This window comes from Streptomyces sp. NPDC023527 (assembly GCF_055560115.1).
The window spans coordinates 62,246-80,590 of sequence record NZ_JBVHJJ010000010.1; the positions used below are offsets into that span (position 1 = coordinate 62,246).

The window sequence follows — 18,345 nt, forward strand, 5'->3', positions numbered from 1 at the left end:
AACAAAAAATAGCTTAGGCTTACCTAAGCTGACATACCGGGGGGTCCGGTGTGGCCAGATCGCTGTCGGACAACGGGAGTCCCCACGCCATGCGTCACCACCAGGTCGAGATAGCTCCTGCCGGGCTGCCCCTGCTCGCCGCCCAGGCCGGAATCCTGTACGCGCAGGAACTCGCCCCCGACAACCCGGTCTACAACACCGGTGACCGCGTGGAGATCGAAGGCCCGCTGGACGAGGAGCTCTTCGAACGCGCCCTGCGCCGCACGGCCGGCGAAGCGGAGACCCTGTCCCTCCTCGCGGTCGCCGGCGACGGGGACACGCCCCCCGGGCAGCGCGTCGCCGCCCGTGACCTGACGCTCCACCGGGTCGACCTGCGCACCGCCGACGACCCGCGCGCCGCGGCCGAGGCGTGGACGCGCGCCGACCTCGCCCGGCCCGTCGACCTCACCCGCGGCCCGCTGACCACCCAGGCGCTCCTGCGCCTCGCCGACGACCGCTACTGGTGGTACCAGCGCGTCCACCACTTCGCCGTCGACGCCTATGCCCTGACCCTCATCGGCCGCCGTGTCGCCGAGGTCTACACCGCCCTCGCCGCCGGCGAGGAGCCCACCGCCAACCCCTTCGGCACCCTGCGCGAGCTGGTCGACGACGACGCCGCCTACCTCGCCGGTGAACAGCGCACCGCCGACCGCGACTTCTGGCGCGAGCACCTCGCCGACCGGCCCGAGCCCGTCTCCCTCTCCGGCAGCCCCCTCGCGCCCGCGGGCGCCGTGCTCCGCCGCACCGGAGGGCTGCCCGCCGGCACCATGGCCCGCCTGGAGGAGGCCGCCCGCGCCGCCAAGGCCACCTGGGCCGAACTCCTCATCGCCGCCACCGCCGGATACCTCCACCGCGTCACCGGCACGCACGACGTCGTCCTCGGCCTGCCGCTGATGAACCGCCGCGGCCCCGTCGCCCTGCGCACGCCCGCGATGACCGTCAACGTCATGCCGCTGCGCATCGCCGTACGCCCCCGGGACACCGGCGCCGAGCTCCTGCGCCGCGTCGTCCTCGCCGTGCGCGCCGTCCGCCGCCACCAGCGCTACCGACTGGAGGACCTCCGCCACGACCTCGGGCTCACCGGCACCGACACGGCCCTGTTCGGCCCGATGATCAACATCAAGGCGTTCGAGGGGGACCTCGACTTCGGCGGGCTGCCCGGCGCCGTCCACAACCTCGCCGCCGGCCCCGTCGACGACCTCGCCGTCGCCGTCACCCCCGCGCCCGACGGCTCCCTGAGAATCGGCCTGGACGCCAACCCCGCCCGCTACGACGAGGCGGCGCTCGCCGGTCACGAACACGCCCTGCTCCGCTACCTCGACGCGCTCACCGGTCTCCTCCTCGACGACCCGCACCGGCCCGTCGGCACCCTCGACCTCCTCAACGCCGACGAGATCCACCGGGCCACCGCCGGCCGCACCGAGCCGGCCCCCGACCGCACCCTGCCCGAGCTCTTCGCCGAGCAGGCGGCCCGCACCCCCGACGCCGTCGCCGTCCGCAGCGGCGGCACCGCCCTCACCTTCGCCCAACTGGACGCCGCCGCCAACCGCCTCGCCCACGAGCTCACCGCCTCGGGCGTCGGAGCCGAGAGACCGGTGGCCCTGGCCCTGCCCCGGAGCGCCGACACCGTCGTCGCCCTCCTCGCCGTCCTCAAGGCGGGCGGCGTCTGCCAGCCCCTGGACCTCGGCCACCCGCGACAGCGCCTGGCCGATGTCCTCGACGACACCCGCCCCGGCTGCGTCGTCGGCACCACCGACGCCGTCCGCGGGCTGCCGCCGCACTCCATACCCACGCTGCTCCTGGACGACCCGGCCACCCGCGCCCGGATCGACGCCCGGCCCGCCACAGCGCCCGCCGCGCCCGCCCTCGGCCAGGCCGCGTACATCATCCACACCTCCGGCTCCACCGGCCGCCCCAAGGGCGTCGTCGTCACCCACGCCTCCCTCGCCAACCTCCACGCCGGACACGGCACGGACCACATCGCGCCCGCCGTGGAGCGCGCCGGACGGGACCGGTTGCGCGTCGCCCACAGCGCCTCCTTCGCCTTCGACGCCTCCTGGGACCCGCTGATCTGGATGGTCCACGGCCACGAGCTGCACCTCCTGGACGACGCCGGCTACCGCGACCCCGCCGCCCTCGCCGCCTACATCGACACCGAGCGCGTCGACTACCTGGACGTCACCCCCTCCTACGCCGAGGCGCTCCTCGCCGAGGGGCTGCTCGACGACGGCCGCCACCACCCGGCCATGGTCATCGTCGGCGGCGAGACCGTCCCCGAACCCCTGTGGCGCCGCCTGGCCACCACCGAGGGCCTGACCCCCGTCAACCTCTACGGCCCCACCGAGACCACCGTCGACGCCTACTACTGGGTGCCCGGCCAGGACGGGGAGGCCATCGGCCACCCCGTGCGCGCCTCCCGCGCCTACGTCCTCGACAACTCCCTGCGGCCCACCCCCGCCGGCGTCACCGGCGAGCTCTACATCGCCGGCGCCTGCCTCGCCCGCGGCTACCTCGGCCGCCCCGACCTCACCGCCGAACGCTTCACCGCCGACCCCTTCGGCGCGCTCCACGGCGAGCCCGGCGCCGTCATGTACCGCACCGGAGACCTCGTGCGCCGCCGCCCCGACGGCACCCTGGAGTTCCTCGGCCGCGCCGACGACCAGGTGAAGATCCGCGGCTTCCGCATCGAACTCGGCGAGATCCAGGCCGCGCTGGCCGGCCACCCGGACGTCACCCAGGCCGCCGTGATCGCCCGCGACACCGCCCACGGCAAGCGGCTCCTCGGCTACGCCGTCATCGCCGAGAACGCCACCACCGACCCCGAGGACCTGCGCACCCACCTCGCCGCCCGGCTGCCCGGACATATGGTGCCCGCCGCGATCGTCCTCCTCGACGCCCTGCCCCGCACCGCCAACGACAAGCTCGACCACCGGGCCCTGCCCGATCCCGAACCCGCCTCCGGCACCACCCGCCAGGAGCCCCGCACCCCGCGCGAAGCCGCCCTGTGCGCCCTCTTCCAGGACGTCCTGGGCCTGGAGACGCCACCGCCCGCCGACGCCGACTTCTTCGAGCTGGGCGGCCACTCCCTGCTCGCCGGCCGCATCGCCGCCCGCGTTCGCGACGCCTTCGACGACACCATCGGCCTCGCCGACGTCTTCCGCCACCCCACCCCCGCGGCCCTCGCCGCCCTCCTGGACACCACCGGAGAGGCCGCCCCCGAGGACCGCCCCGCCCTCGCGCCCGTGCCCCGCACGGACCGGATGCCGCTCTCCCCGGCCCAGAAGCGGCTGTGGTTCATGCACCGCCTCGAAGGCCCCAGCCCCACGTACAACATCCCGCTCCTCCTCACCCTCACCGGCCCCCTCGACCAGGACGCGCTGCGCCTCGCCCTCCACGACCTCACCGAGCGTCACGAGACACTCCGGACGGTATACCCCGCCACTGACAACGAGCCGTGGCAGCGGATCCTGACCCCCGAACAGGCCCGGCCCGAGCTGCACCTCGCCCCCCGGTCGGCCGACATCACCGAAGCCGTACGCCACTGCTTCGACCTCGCCACCGAACCCCCGCTGCGGGTCACGCTGTTCACGGGAGGGCCCGCGTGCCCTCCGCCGGGTGAGCGCAGCGCCGACGCTGCGGAAAGCCACACCCTGCTCCTCCTCCTGCACCACATCGCCGGCGACGGTGCCTCCACCACCCCCCTCGCCCGCGACCTCGCCGCCGCCTACGCCGCCCGCGCCGAAGGCCGCGCACCCCAACTGCCGCCGCTGCCCGTGCAGTACACCGACCACACCGCCTGGCAGCAGCACCTCCTCGGCACCCCCGACGCGCCCACCCCGCTCGCCACCCGACAGCTCGACCACTGGAAGCAGGCCCTCGCCGGCCTGCCCGACCAGCTCGAACTCCCCACCGACCGGCCCCGCCCCGCCATCGCCTCCCACGCCGGCGACACCGTCCCCTTCCACCTCGACCCCGCCGCGCACGCCACCGTCGAAGCGCTCGCCCGCACCACCGGCACCAGCGTCTTCATGGTCGTCCAGGCCGCCCTCGCCGCCCTCCTGACCCGTTACGGCTGCGGCACCGACATCCCCCTCGGCACCCCCGTCGCCGGCCGCGACGACGACGCGACCGCCGACCTCGTCGGCTTCTTCGTCAACACCCTCGTCCTGCGCGCCGACACCTCCGGCGCCCCCACCTTCCGCACGCTCCTCGACCGCGTCCGCACCGCCACCCTGGCCGCCCACGAACACGGCGACCTGCCCTTCGACCGGCTCGTCGAGGAGCTCAACCCGCCCCGCTCGCTGGCCCGGCACCCCCTCTTCCAGGTGATGCTCGCCTGGCAGTCCCTGCCGGACAGCGAGTTCACGATGGGCCCCGGCCTCACCGCCCGCACCGGAGCCGTCCCCTCCGGCACGGCCAAGTTCGACCTCACCCTCAACGCCGGCGAGCGGCCCGGCGGCGGCATCACCGGCTTCCTCGAATTCCGCACCGACCTCTTCGACCCCGCCACCGCCGAGGCGCTCGCCACCCACCTCGCCCGGCTGCTGGCCACGGCCGCCGCCGACCCCGACACCCCCATCGGCCGCCTGCCGCTCCTCGACGCCACCGAACGCCACCGCTCCCTCGTCGAGTGGAACACCGGCACGCCCGCGCCCGAACCGTCCAAGCAGAGCCTCGTCGAGCTGTACGAGGACGCCGCCCGCCGCCACCCCCGGCGCACCGCCGTCACGTGCGAGGGCGCCTCCCTCACCTACGCCGAGCTGTCCGCCCGCGCCAACCGCCTCGCCCGCCTGCTCACCGCGCGCGGCATCGGCCCCGGCTCCATCGTGGCCCTCGCCCTGCCCCGCTCCCTCGAACTCGTCACCGGCCTGCTGGCCGTCGCCAAGTCCGGCGCCGCCTATCTGCCGATGGACCCCGACTACCCCGCCGACCGCCTGGCGTACATGCTCCAGGACGCGGCCCCCGCCGCCGTCGTCACCAACTCCGCGACCGCCGCGCGCATCCCCGCGCACGACCTGCCGACCGTCCTCGTCGACGGCACCGAGGCCGACGCGTACGCGCCCACCGACCTCACCCCGACCGAGCGCACCCGGCCGCTGCGCCCCGGCGACGTCGCGTACGTCATCTACACCTCCGGCTCCACCGGCCGCCCCAAGGGCGTCCCCGTCACCCACCACAACGTCGCCCGGCTCTTCTCCGCCACCGACCAGTGGTTCGGCTTCGACGCCGACGACGTCTGGACGCTCTTCCACTCCTACGCCTTCGACTTCTCCGTCTGGGAGCTGTGGGGCGCCCTCCTGCACGGCGGCCGGCTCGTCGTCGTACCCCACCTCGTCAGCCGTGATCCGGCAGCGTTCCTGCGCCTGCTCGCCGCCGAGCGCGTCACCGTCCTCAACCAGACGCCGTCCGCGTTCTACCAGCTCAGCGCCGCCGACAAGGAGCACCCGGGCAGCGAACTGGCATTGCGCTACGTCGTCTTCGGCGGCGAGGCGCTCGAACCGGCCCGGCTCGCAGACTGGTACGAGCGCCATGCCGATGACGCCCCCACGCTCGTCAACATGTACGGCATCACCGAGACCACCGTGCACGTCTCCTACATCGCCCTCGATCGGGAGAAGGCCGCCGCCGGCGCCTCCAGCACCATCGGCGTCAACATCCCCGACCTGCGGATCTACGTCCTCGACGAACACCTCCAGCCCGTGCCGCCCGGCGTCACCGGCGAGATGTACGTCGCCGGCCAGGGCCTGGCCCGCGGCTACCTCGGCCGGCACGCCCTGACCGCCGAACGGTTCGTCGCCGACCCCTTCGCCCACCTCTTCGGCGAGAGCGGCACCCGCATGTACCGCTCGGGCGACCTCGCCCGCCGCCGCCGCGACGGCAACCTCGACTACTTCGGCCGCGCCGACCACCAGGTCAAGATCCGCGGCTTCCGCATCGAGCTCGGCGAGATCGAGGGCGTCCTCGCCGACCACCCCGACGTCGCCGACGCCGCCGTCGTCGTCCGCGAGGACACCCCCGGCGACAAGCGCCTCGTCGCCTACGCCGTGCCCGCCCGCGACACCACACCGGCGCTGCTGCGCGAACACGCGGGCACGGAACTCCCCGGCCACATGGTGCCCTCGGCCGTCGTCCTCCTGGACCGGCTGCCGCTGACCGCCAACGGCAAGCTCGACCGCAAGGCGCTCCCCACCCCCGACCTCGCCGCCGCCGTCACCGAGGGCCGGGCCCCGCGCGGCCCCCGCGAGGAACAGCTCTGCGCGATCTTCGCGGACGTCCTGGGCCTGCCCCGGGTCGGCGTCGACGACAACTTCTTCGACCTCGGCGGCCACTCGCTCCTCGCCGTCCGCCTCGCCGGGCGCGTCAAGGCCGCGCTCGGCGCCGAGGTCGGCATCGGCACCGTCTTCCAGGCACCCACCGTGGCCGCCCTGGACGCCGCCCTCGACGCGGCGGAGGGCACCGACGCGCTGGACGTGCTGCTGCCGCTGCGCCCGGCGGCCGAGGGCGACAAAGCACCGCTGTATTGCGTCCACCCCGCCGGCGGTCTCAGCTGGTGCTACGCCGGACTCATCCGCCACCTGCCCGCCGACGTGCCCATCTACGGCCTCCAGGCCCAGGGCGTCGGCCCGGCCACCGCCGCCGACCCGCTGCCGGCGACCCTGGAGGAGCTCGCCGCGCACTACGCCGACCGGGTCCGCGAGGTCCAGCCGGCCGGACCGTACCGCCTGCTCGGCTGGTCCACCGGCGGCATCATCGCCCACGCCATGGCCACCCGCCTGCAGGACCTCGGCCAGGAGGTCGAGACCCTCGCGATCCTCGACGCCTACCCCGCCGAGGGCTTCCGCGAGCTGCCCGTACCCGACCAGGCCGAGGCGCTCGAAGCCCTGCTCACGATGGGCGGCTACGGCCCGGACAGCCTGGAGGGCAAGCCCCTGGAACTGGCGCACGTCACCGAGGTGCTGCGCCGCGAGGGCTCCCCGCTGGCCAGCCTCGACGACACCACCATCGAGGCGCTCAACCGCACCTACCTCAACACCAACCACCTCGTGCGCGCCTTCGACCACCGCGTCTTCGACGGCGACGTCCTCTTCTTCCGGGCCGTCGTCGACACCATCGACGACAACCTCACCCCCGAGACCTGGACGCCCTACGTGACCGGGCGGATCGACAACACGAACGTCGACTGCTCGCACAAGGACATGACCCTGCCCGCACCGATCGCGCACATCGCGAGCGTCATCGCCGACCACCTGCAGAACCTGGAGAACTGAACCCATGAGCGACGCACCCGCCAACCCCTTCGACGGCGACGGGGAATTCCTCGTACTCGTCAACGCCGAGGGCCGGCACAGCCTCTGGCCGGGGTTCGCCGCCGTCCCCGACGGCTGGAGGGTCGCCCACGGCCCGTGCGAGCGGCAGCCCGCCCTGGACTGGATCACCGAGCACTGGACCGACCTGGCCCCGGTGTCCCGGTGAGAGGCATATCGCCGCGCATCGCCGTCGTGATCGTCTACACGGCGGCGATGTGCATGAACGGGCTCGACTCCACCATCGTCAACCCCGCGCTGCTGACCATCGCCCGGGACTTCGGCGAACCGGTGTCGGCCGCCAACACCGTCGAGGTCGCCTTCCTGGTGGCGCTCGCCGTCTCCCTGCCCGTCGCGGGCTGGCTCGGCGACCGCCTCGGCACCAAGCGGGTCTTCCTCGGCGCGCTCGCCGTCTTCACCGCGGCCTCCGCCGCGTGCGGGCTCGCGCAGGACCTGCCCGCCCTCGTCCTGGCGCGCGTCGTCCAGGGCGTCGCCGGCGGACTCCTCACCCCCGTCGGCATGACGCTGCTCTTCCGCGCCTTCCCGCCGCACGAGCGCATGAAGCTGTCGAAGGTGCTCATCGTCCCGACGGCCCTGATGCCCGCGCTCGGCCCGCCGCTCGGCGGTCTCCTCACCGAACACCTCTCCTGGCACTGGCTGTTCTTCGTCAACGTGCCGATCGGCGCGGCCGCCGTGCTGCTGGGCGTCCTCGGGCTGCGCGAGCACGTCGAGGGCGTCGAAGGAGCCTTCGACCGCACCGGATTCCTGCTCGCGACCCCCGCGCTCGGCCTGCTCACCTACGCGCTGGGCTTCGGCCCCACGCACGGCTGGACCTCGCCGGCCATCGCCGTCAGCGGGCCGCTCGGCCTCGTACTCCTCGTCGCCGCGTGCGCGCACCAGCTGCGGACCGGGAACCCGCTGCTTGAACTGCGGCTGCTCGCCGACAAGGTCTTCGCGTCCGCGACCGTCCTGGCCCTGGTCACCTCGGCCGGCCTGATGGGCGTCCTGTTCGCCTTCCCGCTGCTCTACCAGGCGGCGCTCGGCGCCTCCGCCCTGGACGCCGGGCTGAGCGTCTTCCCCGAGGCGCTCGGGCTGATGCTGGCCTCACAGGCCGTCGACCGCCTCATGCCCAGGCTCGGCCCGCGCCTGCTCGCCGCGCCCGCCCTGGTGCTGGCGACCGCGGTCTTCGCGGCCCTGGCCGTACCGGGCGTCGCCGAGAACACCTGGGTCGTACGGGCGCTGATGTTCTGCGTCGGCCTCGTGCTGGGCACCGCCGTGCTCACCGTCCAGATCGCCGGGTTCGCGGACGTCCCGCCCCCGGCCATGGGTCAGGCGATGGGCCTGTTCACCATCGTGCGGACGCTCGGCGGCGCGCTGGGCATCGCCGCGACTGCGGCGGTCATCGCGGCGGCGGGCGGCGCGGACGGCCACGGCGGTCACGACGTGGCCCCCGGCCCGTACCGTGCGGCGATCCTCACCACCGCCGGTCTGATCGCCCTCGGGACGCTCTTCGCCCTGCGGCTGCCCAAGGACGCCCCCGGCCCGCCGCCCTTCGACGATGAGCCGGACGCACCGCGGGAGCAGGAGTCAGCGACGGCCGCCTGACAGCAGTCCGACAAGTCCGACGGCGAGCCCGCCACGCCAGCAGGCGTAGTCGTGGCCGCCGTTGAACTCGTCGTACGTCACCTCGTAACCGCGCGCCTGGAGCACATCGCGCAGATGGCGGTTCTGGGGGAGGAGCATCCACTCCTGCAGCCCCACCTCCAGGTGGAAGCGGACGGGCAGCTTCTCGCGCGTCGCGTACTGGCGGGTCAGCCACTCGCTGCCGCTGTCGAACTCCGTCCCGTCCGGCCACCAGAACGAGCCCGACTGCGACAGCGCGTTCCCGAACCGCTCCGGCCGACGGAACGCCGCGAACGCCGCCGTCAGCCCGCCCGCGCTCTGCCCCGCCACGACCGTACGCGCCGGGTCGTCCGCGACGCCGTACGACCGCGCGGCCCACGGCAGCAGCACATCGGCCAGCCAGTCCACGAACCGCTCACTGCAACTGAGGTCGGCCATCCGGCGGTCGCGGCCCATGGTCTCCACGAACAGGGTGACCGTCGGCGGAATGGCCTTCTCCGCATGCAGGTTGTCGAGCGTGGCGGCGAAGTCCAGGACCGGCCCCCACATCTCGCCGTCCAGCAGCACGGCCACGGCGTACGAGCCGCCGTCCGCCGTGTGCCCGGCGGGCAGGTGCGCGCCCACGCGCCGCCCGTCGACCTCCGCGTCGACGCAGGCGCCGCGCGGCACGTCCGCGCGCCGGTGGGCCCATGTCTGGGCCGGGGCGTCGGGCAGCTCCAGCACGGAGGAGGGGTGGCGGCCGTCGCGGGAGGGCAGCACGGGGGCGGTGTTCAGCGGATCGGGCACGGCCGTGTCCAGCACGCCGAGCCACGACGCGCGGTCGGTACGCAGGGCGTCCTCGCGGGGGCCGCGGTGCACGGAGAACTGGTACGAGGCACGGTGGTCGGCCCGCAGCCGGTGGGTGATGGCCCACACGTCGGTGCCGGGCAACTTCTCCATGAGGTGGGGGGACAGGTCGCGCGCGTGGCGGTCCTTGTCGGTGACGGTGTGGAGGAGGGTCAGCACGTCGGTGGCGGGGGCGGCGGGGTCGTCGCGCCGGAGGAAGGTGACGAGGCGGTATGCCGGGTCGGTGGGGTCGGGTTCGACGAGGGGTGTGCCGATGCGCTGGGCGCACCGCCAGAATTCGTCGACGGCGCCGGGCTCTTCGGCCTCGACGGCCTGGGCGAGCATGCGAAGCGTCGGGCTGTGCAGCTCCATGGCTTCCTTTCGGTGGCAGGTTTCCGAGGTGGGAGGAGGGAGCAATCGCCGGACGGGCTGGATTGGCCGCCGGATCCGGGCAACAAACAAGCCCGTCCGGCGTTTGAGGACCGGGGGGTCCGGGGGCGGAGCCCCCGGTTGCGGGAAGGGGCGGGGTGGGGGAGAACTGCCGGAGGCACTACACCCGAGCCGCCGCCGACCGCCCCAGCAGCACCCACAGCAGGAACGGCCCGCCGAGAACGGTCGTCACGATGCCGACCGGCACCTCGACCCCGTCGAAGACGACGCGCCCCACCGTGTCGGCGAGCACGATCAGCACCGCACCCGTCAGCATCGACCCCACCACCGGCACCCGCAGCGGCCCCGCCAGCCGCCCCGCGATGACCGGCGAGGCGAGCGCGACGAAGCCGACGGGCCCGCAGATCCCGACCGCCAGGCCGGCGAGGCCCACCGCGAGGAGCAGGCACAGCAGGCGCACGCGCCCCGGCGCGACGCCCAGCGACGCGGCCGTCGAGTCGTCGAAGCGCAGCACGTTCAGATGGCGGGCGACGACGAGCGCCAGCGGTACGAGCACGGCCAGGCCGATGAGGACCGGCGTGGCGACGGAGTAACCGCGGCCGTTGAGGCTGCCGGAGGTCCATACGTACAGGGAGCTCGCGGAGTTCAGCGAGCGGCGCGAGAGGACGACCTGGGTGACGGCGGAGGCGAGCGCGGACATCGCCAGGCCCACGACCAGGACCCGGTAGCCGCGCCGGCCCAGGCCGCCGGAGACGGTGGTGACGACGAGGACGGCGGCGAGCGCGCCGACCGGGCCCGCCCACCAGGCGCCGAACGTGCCGCTGAGGGTGGCGGACAGCAGGACGGCGGCGGTGGCGCCGTCGTTGACGCCGAGGAGTTCGGGGGTGGCGAGGCGGTTGCGGGCGAGGGTCTGGGTCAGGCAGCCGGCGAGTCCGAGGGCCGCGCCGGCGGCCAGCCCGGCCACGATCCGGCCGAGCCGGAACTTCTGCACCAGCAGGACGTCGAAGCGGTCGCCCGAGCCGAAGACCGCGCCGAAGGTGCGGCCGAGGCTCATCTCGCTCTGCCCGGCGTACGCGGACAGTACGACGGCCCCCACCAGCAGGGCGCCCAGCAGCAGCGTGGCGAGCGCCGCCCGGCGCGCCACGAGCAGTGACAGGGCGCCGCGGCGTACGACGAGGGTGTCGGCGCGCTCTTGGGCGCGGCGCGGGAGCCGGGGCAGCAGGCGCCGCCCGGGCGGGGCGCTCTCGGCGGTGGCGGGGTCGGTCATGCCCATCGCGCCCAGCCGCTCGGAGCGGACGATGCCGATGAGGACGGGCGCGCCGAACAGCGCGATGATGACGGACACCGGCGCCTCGAAGGGCCGGGAGACCACCCGGGCGAGGATGTCGGAGCCGGTCAGGACGCCCGCGCCGATGAGCCCGGAGAGCGCGATCTGCGCCGTCAGCCGGGGCCCGGTGATCGCCCGCGCGAGAAAGCCGGCGAGCAGCCCGAGGAAGGAGATGGGGCCGATCAGCGCCACGGAGGCGGCGGTCAGCAGGGTCACCGCGAGGGCGACCACGATCCGGATGGCGCCGGGCCGGTGGCCCAGACCGCGGGCGAGGTCGTCGCCGAGCGCGAGCGCCGAGAGCGGCCGGGCGATCAGCAGCGCCACGACGAAGCCGAGGGCCAGGACGGGCACGAGACCGCCGAGTTTGCCGAGCCCCTCGACGCCGGCCAGCGAGCCCAGCACCCAGAAGCGGAAGCGGTCGTAGGTCTCGGCGGAGTTCACGATGACCACGCTGGTGACGCCGCCGAAGGTCGCGCCCAGCGCGGACCCGGCGAGGACCAGCCGCATCGGTGAACCCCCGCCCCGGCGGCCCGCTATGAACAGCACGAGCGCGCTGGCGACGACGGCGCCGCCGAAGGCCCACAGCAGATATCCGTAGCCGCTCTGCACGCCGAGGAAGGCGATGGCGACGACGACGCCCAGCGAGGCCCCGGCGTTGACGCCGAGCAGGCCCGTCTCGGCGAGGGGGTTGCGGGTGACGGCCTGGAGCAGGCAGCCGGCCGTGCCGAGCGCCGCTCCGACGGCGAGCGCGGTGAGCGTGCGGGGGATCCGCAGATCTCCGACGACCAGGGACAGACGGGAGTTGTCGCGTGCGCCGTTCCGGCCCAGGACGTAGTCCAGGACGTCACCGGGTCCGACCTCGCCCGCGCCCACGGAGAGCGAGAGGGCGGACAGGACGAGCACGGCCAGCACCAGGGCGGCCGAGGCGACCACGATGGTCCGGGTGCCGTGCCGGCGGCCCGCCGGGGCCTGTTGGCCTACGGGCCGCACCTCCGGAGGGCCCACTTGCGACAGAGTCATAAGGTAAGGCTAGCCTAAGCGGTTTGGTCTCCCGTAGGCGGAGGGCGGGTTCGCGGGCCTCGCGCCCAGGTCAGGACCCCGCCGTGCCCAACGGCGCCCCGCAGCGCAGATTCCACCGGCCGACGCGCCCCGACAGCTCCGTCACCGACAGCGGCGGGACGTCGAGCCGCCAGAAGGTGTGCGGAGGCAGTCCCAGCGCGTGGACGACGGCCGCGCGGACCACCGCGGGCTCCACCACCGCCAGCACCCGGCCGCCCTCGGCCGCCCGCTCCTCCAGCCAGGCGCCGATCCGGCCGGTCAGCGCGAGCACCGACTCGCCGCCGTGCGGCGCCGCGCCGGGATCCGCCAGCCACGCCGCCACCGCCTCCGGCTCGGCCGCCCCCACCTCCGTCAGCGAACGGCCGCGCCACCGGCCCACGTCGAGGTCGCGCAGCGCGGTCACCGGCACGGCCCCCAGCCCGAGCGCGGCGCAGGTGTCGCGGCAGCGGGCGGACGGGGCCGTGAGGTGGGCGCCGGCCGACGGCAGCGCACCGGCGACGGCGGCGGCCCGGCGCCCGGCGGCCTCGTCGAGAGGGGCGTCGTCGTCGAAGCGCGCCTCGCGCAGGGCGGCGCCGACGGCGGGTGAGATCAGCATCACACGTGTGGTCATGTTGTTCCTCGCGTCCTCTTCTCCGGCGTCTCTTGTTCCCTCGTGCCCGTCTTCCACCGACTCGTCCGGGCCCGCGCGGTGGGCGTCACAGCAGATCACGGGCACTGCGGGGGGTGTGCGCCGGGGTGTGCGCCCGCACGCCGTGGCGCGGTCGTTCGGCGCGCGGTACGGTCGCGTGGCAATAGACGACGGTGTGACGGAAGCCGGTGAGAATCCGGAACGGTCGCGCCACTGTGTACTCCGCCGCACGGCCCCCGCTCATGGGCCCGCGGCAGGGAAGTCAGACCCGGCACTGTCGTCCTAGGCCCAATGATCGGGACGCGTGTTCCCCAGGAGGTTCTGCCATGGCACAGTCAGCCGCACCCGCCAGCCCCGCCATACCGGCGGTCGCCCCCATCTCGCTGAAGGCGATCGCCCCGTGGGCGCTCTTCGTCGGCATCCTGATGCTCGTCCTGCTGTATTTCGTCGGCGCCGAGCAGGGCGCCACCTCCGTCATCTCCGGCGAGAACGTCCACGAGTGGCTGCACGACGGCCGCCACCTGCTCGGTTTCCCCTGCCACTGACGACGCGGGAGCACCGACTCGTGAACTCCGTCTCCGTAAGAGCCCTGCTCGTACGCGGCATGCTCGCCGGCCTCGCCGCCGGCGTCCTGGCCCTCATCGTCGCCTATCTCCTCGGCGAGCCCCAAGTGGACTCCGCCATCGCCTTCGAAGAGGCGCACAGCCACGAGCACGGCGAGGAAGCCGTCAGCCGCACCCTCCAGTCCACCGCCGGTCTGGCCACCGGCATCCTCGTCTACGGTGTCGCGCTCGGCGGCATCGCCGCGCTGGCCTTCTCCGTCGCGCTCGGGCGCGTCGGCCGGTTCGGCCCCCGGGCGACGGCCGCCCTGGTGTCGCTCGGCGCGCTCCTGACCGTCTATGTGGTGCCGTTCCTGAAATACCCGGCCAACCCGCCGTCCGTCGGTGACCCCGACACCATCGGCAAACGCACCACGCTGTACTTCCTGATGATCGCGCTCAGCGTGCTGCTGGCGGTCGGTGCGGTCGTCCTGGGCAGGCGGCTGGCGCCCGGACTGGGCAATTGGAACGCCACCGTCGCGGCGGGCGCGGCCTTCGTGGTCGCGGTCGGTCTCGCCTATGCGTTCCTGCCCGCGATCAACGAGGTCCCCGAGGACTTCTCCGCCACGCTGCTCTGGCGGTTCCGGCTCTCGGCCCTCGCCATGCAGATCCTCCTGTGGACGGGGTTCGGTCTCGTCTTCGGCCACCTGGCCGAACGTCTCCTCCTCCCCAGGGCGGCGTCCGACCGGAAGCCCGAGGTGGCCGCGCGAACGGCCGCTTCGACCCACTGAATCCGCGCCCGCTCCGAGCCAGAGCCCGTCCGGTCGACTCCGGGCGGGCTCCGGCATGTGCCCCCGGTGACGAGACGCGCGGCGGCCGCCGTACCCACCCGCACACCGACAGCCTCGGTACCTCGCCGTCAGCGGTCCCCCTACCCCCTCACCCATTAGGGTTTTCCGATTTCCTGACCGGTCCGGACGGGTGCGACGATGCGCTCGCCCCGACCCGGAACACGAGGAAATGGAGCACGCATTGGAGCGCTGTGGGGGAACACCGGCCGACCGGAGGAGCCGCTGGGCGGCGTCGCTGGCCGCGTCGGCCGCGGCCCTGGCCGTCGTACTCCCGGCCCCCGTGGCCGAGGCCACGCACGGTCCGTCGGGAATCTCCGCGAAGGGCGCCTTCCTGCTCGACAGCGGCGCCAACCGCGCCCTGTGGGGCAAGGACGCGGACACCCGGCGGCAGATGGCCAGCATCACCAAGATCATGACCGCGGTCGTGGTGCTCGACACCCCCGGGGTGGACCTCGACAGACCGGTCGAGATCGAGCAGTCCTACCGCGACTACGTCGTACGAACCGGCGCCAGCACCGCCGACCTGCGCACCGGCGACAAACTGACGGTCCGGCAGCTGTTGTACGCGCTGATGCTGCCGTCGGGCTGCGACGCCGCCTACGCGCTCGCCGACTCCTTCGGCAGCGGCGCGAGCGAGGACGAGCGGACCGCATCCTTCATCGCCCGGATGAACGAGAAGGCCGCGCGACTGGGCCTGCGCGACACCCACTACGACTCCTTCGACGGCATCTCCTCCCGGGGCGGCAACGTCAGCACCCCGCGGGACCTGGCGAAGCTCTCCCGCCACGCGCTGGGCAACCGCACCCTCGCGCAGGTCATGGGCGCCATGAGCACCCAGCAGAAGGCGACCAACGTCAACCGCCTCTACACCTGGTACAACACCAACCAGCTGCTCGGCTCCTACAGCGGTGTGATCGGCATCAAGACCGGCACCACCACGGCCGCCGGCCCCTGCCTGGTCTTCGCCGCCAAGCGCTCGGGCCGGACCGTGATCGGCGTCGTCCTCGACGACCGCGACGGCCGCTACCCCGACGCCGCCAGGATGCTGGACTTCGCGTACAAGAAGCACACCCCGCTGAAGCTGCGTCAGCTCCCCGTGACGACACGCGAGGACTGACGCTCCGTAACCGCCCGGCGGAACGGTTTCGTCAGTGCCAGTTCCATCGGCCCGGACCCCCGCCAGGGTCCGGGCTTGATTTATACCTGAACGAGTGAACCGTCAGCAGGGATGTGGAGGATGGTGAACTCCCCCTGGCGTACCGGCGGATAGAGTCTTCCTGTCCGGAAACGGGCGCCGGGCCCGCCGCCTCGACCGACGGTGTCGGACTGAACCACCGTCCCCCGGAGGCCGTTCACCACGCCGAGTCCGTCCCCCCTCCTTCGGTACGTCACCGCGACCGCGGCTTCCACGTGCCCATGGGCCACACCCCTGCCCGAGAACGGGAGCGCAGCCACCACCTCGTCCAACGACCCCTGGAGGCGTCATGTCCGCCCGAAAAGAGCTCCGAGCCCACCGCCCGAGGGTCCTGGCACCGAGGCCGTCGAGGCCACCGAGGCTCCCGGCGGCCGCGGCGAACGACGGGCCGGAGGCACGATGACGCTCTTCGGGCAGCGGACCGTTCACGACTTCCCCGTTTCCGACAGCGAACTCCTGCTGTTCGGCGGTGCCTTGCGGTACGACGGTCCCTTCGCCACCCGTGAGCAGCCCCTGCTGCGGCTGACGTTCTGGTCGATGGCACGGCAGTTCCCGGCCATGGTCGGCACCGTGGCGCGCGCCGCCTGGCGCGAGGACCCCGCCGCGCTGCTCACCCTGCTCGGCGCCGAGCTGGGACAGGGCCTGGCCCGCGCCTTCGGGCTGATCGCCACCAGCCGGGTGCTCGTCGCCCTCTTCTCGGCCGGTCCCACCCCCGAGCGGCTGCGCACGGCCCTGCCCGCGCTGCTGGCGGTCACCGTGGTCGCCGCCTGCTCCGCTCTGCTGTCGGCCGTCTCCGTGGCGGCCGCCGGACAGCTGGAGCCCAAGGTCGAGCGTGTGTGCACCGCCCGCTTCTACCGGACCGCGGTCCGCGTGGAGCTCGCGGCGCTGGAGAACAAGGAATTCCACCGCATGCTCGACGCCGGGCGCTTCGGCACCGACTCGGTGCGGATGATGCTGAGCTCCTCGGTGATGGTCCTCAACGCCCTGATCGGGCTGGTCGCGTCCGCCGGCGTGCTGGCGCTGCTCCACCCGGCGCTGGTGTGCATGCTGGTGCTGATCGCCGCGCCCAAGGGCTGGGGCGCGGTGGTCTCCGCCCGCCGGCAGTACGCCTCGCGGCACGCGTGGATCGAGCACCGGCGCGCCATCTCCGTCATCACCTCCACGCTCACCGCCCAGGACTCCGCCGCCGAGATCCGCGTCCACGGCGCGGGCGGGATGCTGGTCGACGCCTACGACGACATGTCCGCCACCATGGAGAAGGAACAACAGCGGCTGGCCCGCGCCCAGGCCGCCACCCAGAGCGCCGCCTCCGCGCTGTCGGGGGTCGCGGCGCTCGCCGCGTACGGGGTGCTGTGGGCGCTGCTCGCCGCCGGCGGCATGCCGCTGGCCGTCGCCGGCACCGCCGTGATCGCCGTACGCTCCTCCAGCTCCGTCCTCACCTCCCTGGTCATGCAGATCAACCGCCTCTACGAAGAGGCCATGTACCTCGGTGATCTGGAGGACGCCTGCGCGGCCGCCGAGCGGCAGGCCATCCCCACCGGCGGCACCCCGCTGACGGGCGGGGTGGAGGAGATCCGGCTGGAGAAGGTGTCCTTCGTCTATCCCGACACCGCCGCCCCGGCGCTCCACGACGTCAGCCTGGCCATCCCGCGGGGGAAGGTCGTCGCCCTCGTCGGCGAGAACGGTTCCGGCAAGACGACGCTGTCCAAGCTCGTGGCCGGGCTCTATCTGCCCACCTCGGGGCGGCTGTCCTGGAACGGCGTCGACATCCGCGAGGCCGACCGGGACCAGCTCTTCGACCGCGTCGCCGTGCTCTCCCAGGACTTCCCCCGCTGGCCCATGACGGCTCGCGCCAATGTCCACATCGGCCGCCCCCGTCAGCCGCTGGACCAGGGACGCATCGACCGCGCGGCCGCCGAGGCCGACGCGGCCGAGGTCGTCAAGTCCCTGCCGCACGAGTGGGACAGCCTGGTGATCAAGGGCTTCGAGCGCGGCACCCAGATCTCCGGCGGGCAGTGGCAGCGGCTGGGCAGCGCCCGCGCCCGCTACCGCCGCGCGCCCCTGCTCATCGTCGACGAGCCGACCTCGGCGCTGGACCCGAAGGCGGAGGTCGACGCGTTCCAGTCGCTGCGGACGCTGACCGACGACGGCACGACGGTGCTGCTGATCACCCACCGCCTCGCCGCGACCGCGACCGCCGACCTGATCTACGTCCTGGACCGCGGCCGTCTCGTGGGCAAGGGCACCCACGAGGAGCTGATGGCCGTCGAGGGCGGGCTGTACCGCTCGATGTACGAACTGCAGGCGGCCCAGTACGGCATCGGTTCCCCCGTGTCCGCCGCCTCCGGCACCGCTCGGCGCAATGGCTCCCCGCATGCACAGCCCGCCCAGACCTGACGACCGTCCCGCCGCCCCGCCGGAGCGGCCCCGGGAGCCGATGGGGCCGCTGGCGAGCACCTTGCGCGACGTCTTCGGCTGCCTGGGGGTGATCACGGCGGCGGTGCTCATCTCCATGCTCTGTGTGCACTTGGGTCACGTCTTCCCCGGGCTCTCGGCCAAATGACG

The 18,345-nt window shown here is 73.7% G+C and carries 11 protein-coding genes; 8 read left to right on the forward strand and 3 right to left on the reverse strand.

What is annotated here, in order from left to right; all coding sequences use genetic code 11:
* The first annotated feature begins 89 nt into the window (after positions 1 to 89).
* The 3 genes from ACZ303_RS20535 to ACZ303_RS20545 are packed head-to-tail and all read left to right on the forward strand — an operon-like array spanning position 90 to position 8,948.
* Positions 90 to 7,307: an amino acid adenylation domain-containing protein gene (locus ACZ303_RS20535; RefSeq protein ID WP_467340932.1), complete on the forward strand. Its 7,218-nt coding sequence runs from the start codon at positions 90 to 92 to the stop codon at positions 7,305 to 7,307.
* Between the two features lie 4 nt (positions 7,308 to 7,311).
* Entirely contained in the window at positions 7,312 to 7,512 is a 201-nt protein-coding gene (locus ACZ303_RS20540) for an MbtH family protein (RefSeq protein WP_467340934.1), read from the forward strand.
* Positions 7,509 to 8,948 (forward strand): DHA2 family efflux MFS transporter permease subunit, encoded by a 1,440-nt coding sequence (locus tag ACZ303_RS20545; RefSeq protein WP_467340936.1) that lies wholly within the window; start codon positions 7,509 to 7,511, stop codon positions 8,946 to 8,948. The genes ACZ303_RS20540 and ACZ303_RS20545 overlap by 4 nt, the downstream gene beginning before the upstream one ends.
* Here ACZ303_RS20545 and fes read toward each other — a convergent pair.
* The 3 genes from fes to ACZ303_RS20560 form a co-directional block, all read right to left on the reverse strand.
* The gene (gene fes, locus ACZ303_RS20550; RefSeq protein WP_467340938.1) at positions 8,931 to 10,163 is read right to left on the reverse strand and encodes an enterochelin esterase; all 1,233 of its coding nucleotides are present in this window, start codon (positions 10,161 to 10,163) and stop codon (positions 8,931 to 8,933) included. The two genes, ACZ303_RS20545 and fes, sit on opposite strands and share 18 nt — an antisense overlap.
* Positions 10,164 to 10,341: 178 nt before the next feature.
* Positions 10,342 to 12,528, reverse strand: a complete 2,187-nt coding sequence (gene fhuB / locus ACZ303_RS20555; RefSeq protein ID WP_467340940.1) for a Fe(3+)-hydroxamate ABC transporter permease FhuB — start codon at positions 12,526 to 12,528, stop codon at positions 10,342 to 10,344.
* A gap of 70 nt (positions 12,529 to 12,598) precedes the next feature.
* Positions 12,599 to 13,177, reverse strand: a complete 579-nt coding sequence (locus tag ACZ303_RS20560) for a histidine phosphatase family protein (RefSeq protein ID WP_467340942.1) — start codon at positions 13,175 to 13,177, stop codon at positions 12,599 to 12,601.
* A 344-nt stretch (positions 13,178 to 13,521) separates the two neighbouring features.
* On the opposite strand from ACZ303_RS20560, the gene ACZ303_RS20565 reads away from it, so the two are divergent.
* The 5 genes from ACZ303_RS20565 to ACZ303_RS20585 all read left to right on the forward strand — a co-directional run bounded on the left by ACZ303_RS20565 (position 13,522) and on the right by ACZ303_RS20585 (position 18,343).
* A complete protein-coding gene (locus tag ACZ303_RS20565) occupies positions 13,522 to 13,740 on the forward strand; it encodes a CbtB domain-containing protein (RefSeq protein ID WP_467340944.1) in 219 nt (72 codons plus the stop codon).
* 20 nt (positions 13,741 to 13,760) lie between these two features.
* Positions 13,761 to 14,525, forward strand: coding sequence for a CbtA family protein (locus ACZ303_RS20570; RefSeq protein WP_467340946.1), 765 nt, complete (start codon positions 13,761 to 13,763; stop codon positions 14,523 to 14,525).
* Between the two features lie 229 nt (positions 14,526 to 14,754).
* Positions 14,755 to 15,702, forward strand: a complete 948-nt coding sequence (locus ACZ303_RS20575; protein WP_467340948.1) for a D-alanyl-D-alanine carboxypeptidase family protein — start codon at positions 14,755 to 14,757, stop codon at positions 15,700 to 15,702.
* Between the two features lie 477 nt (positions 15,703 to 16,179).
* Positions 16,180 to 18,177: an ABC transporter ATP-binding protein gene (locus ACZ303_RS20580; RefSeq protein WP_467340950.1), complete on the forward strand. Its 1,998-nt coding sequence runs from the start codon at positions 16,180 to 16,182 to the stop codon at positions 18,175 to 18,177.
* Positions 18,155 to 18,343, forward strand: a complete 189-nt coding sequence (locus tag ACZ303_RS20585; RefSeq protein ID WP_467340952.1) for a hypothetical protein — start codon at positions 18,155 to 18,157, stop codon at positions 18,341 to 18,343. The genes ACZ303_RS20580 and ACZ303_RS20585 overlap by 23 nt, the downstream gene beginning before the upstream one ends.
* Positions 18,344 to 18,345: the final 2 nt, after the last annotated feature.

Excerpts from the sequence above, each read along its gene's own strand:
- ACZ303_RS20535 (WP_467340932.1), top strand. The coding sequence starts at position 90 with ATGCGTCACCACCAGGTCGAGATAGCTCCTGCCGGGCTGCCCCTGCTC.
- ACZ303_RS20540 (WP_467340934.1), top strand. The coding sequence starts at position 7,312 with ATGAGCGACGCACCCGCCAACCCCTTCGACGGCGACGGGGAATTCCTC.
- fes (WP_467340938.1), bottom strand. The coding sequence starts at position 10,163 with ATGGAGCTGCACAGCCCGACGCTTCGCATGCTCGCCCAGGCCGTCGAG.
- ACZ303_RS20565 (WP_467340944.1), top strand. The coding sequence starts at position 13,522 with ATGGCACAGTCAGCCGCACCCGCCAGCCCCGCCATACCGGCGGTCGCC.
- fhuB (WP_467340940.1), bottom strand. The coding sequence starts at position 12,528 with ATGACTCTGTCGCAAGTGGGCCCTCCGGAGGTGCGGCCCGTAGGCCAA.
- ACZ303_RS20585 (WP_467340952.1), top strand. The coding sequence starts at position 18,155 with ATGCACAGCCCGCCCAGACCTGACGACCGTCCCGCCGCCCCGCCGGAG.
- ACZ303_RS20575 (WP_467340948.1), top strand. The coding sequence starts at position 14,755 with ATGGAGCACGCATTGGAGCGCTGTGGGGGAACACCGGCCGACCGGAGG.
- ACZ303_RS20580 (WP_467340950.1), top strand. The coding sequence starts at position 16,180 with ATGACGCTCTTCGGGCAGCGGACCGTTCACGACTTCCCCGTTTCCGAC.
- ACZ303_RS20560 (WP_467340942.1), bottom strand. The coding sequence starts at position 13,177 with ATGACCACACGTGTGATGCTGATCTCACCCGCCGTCGGCGCCGCCCTG.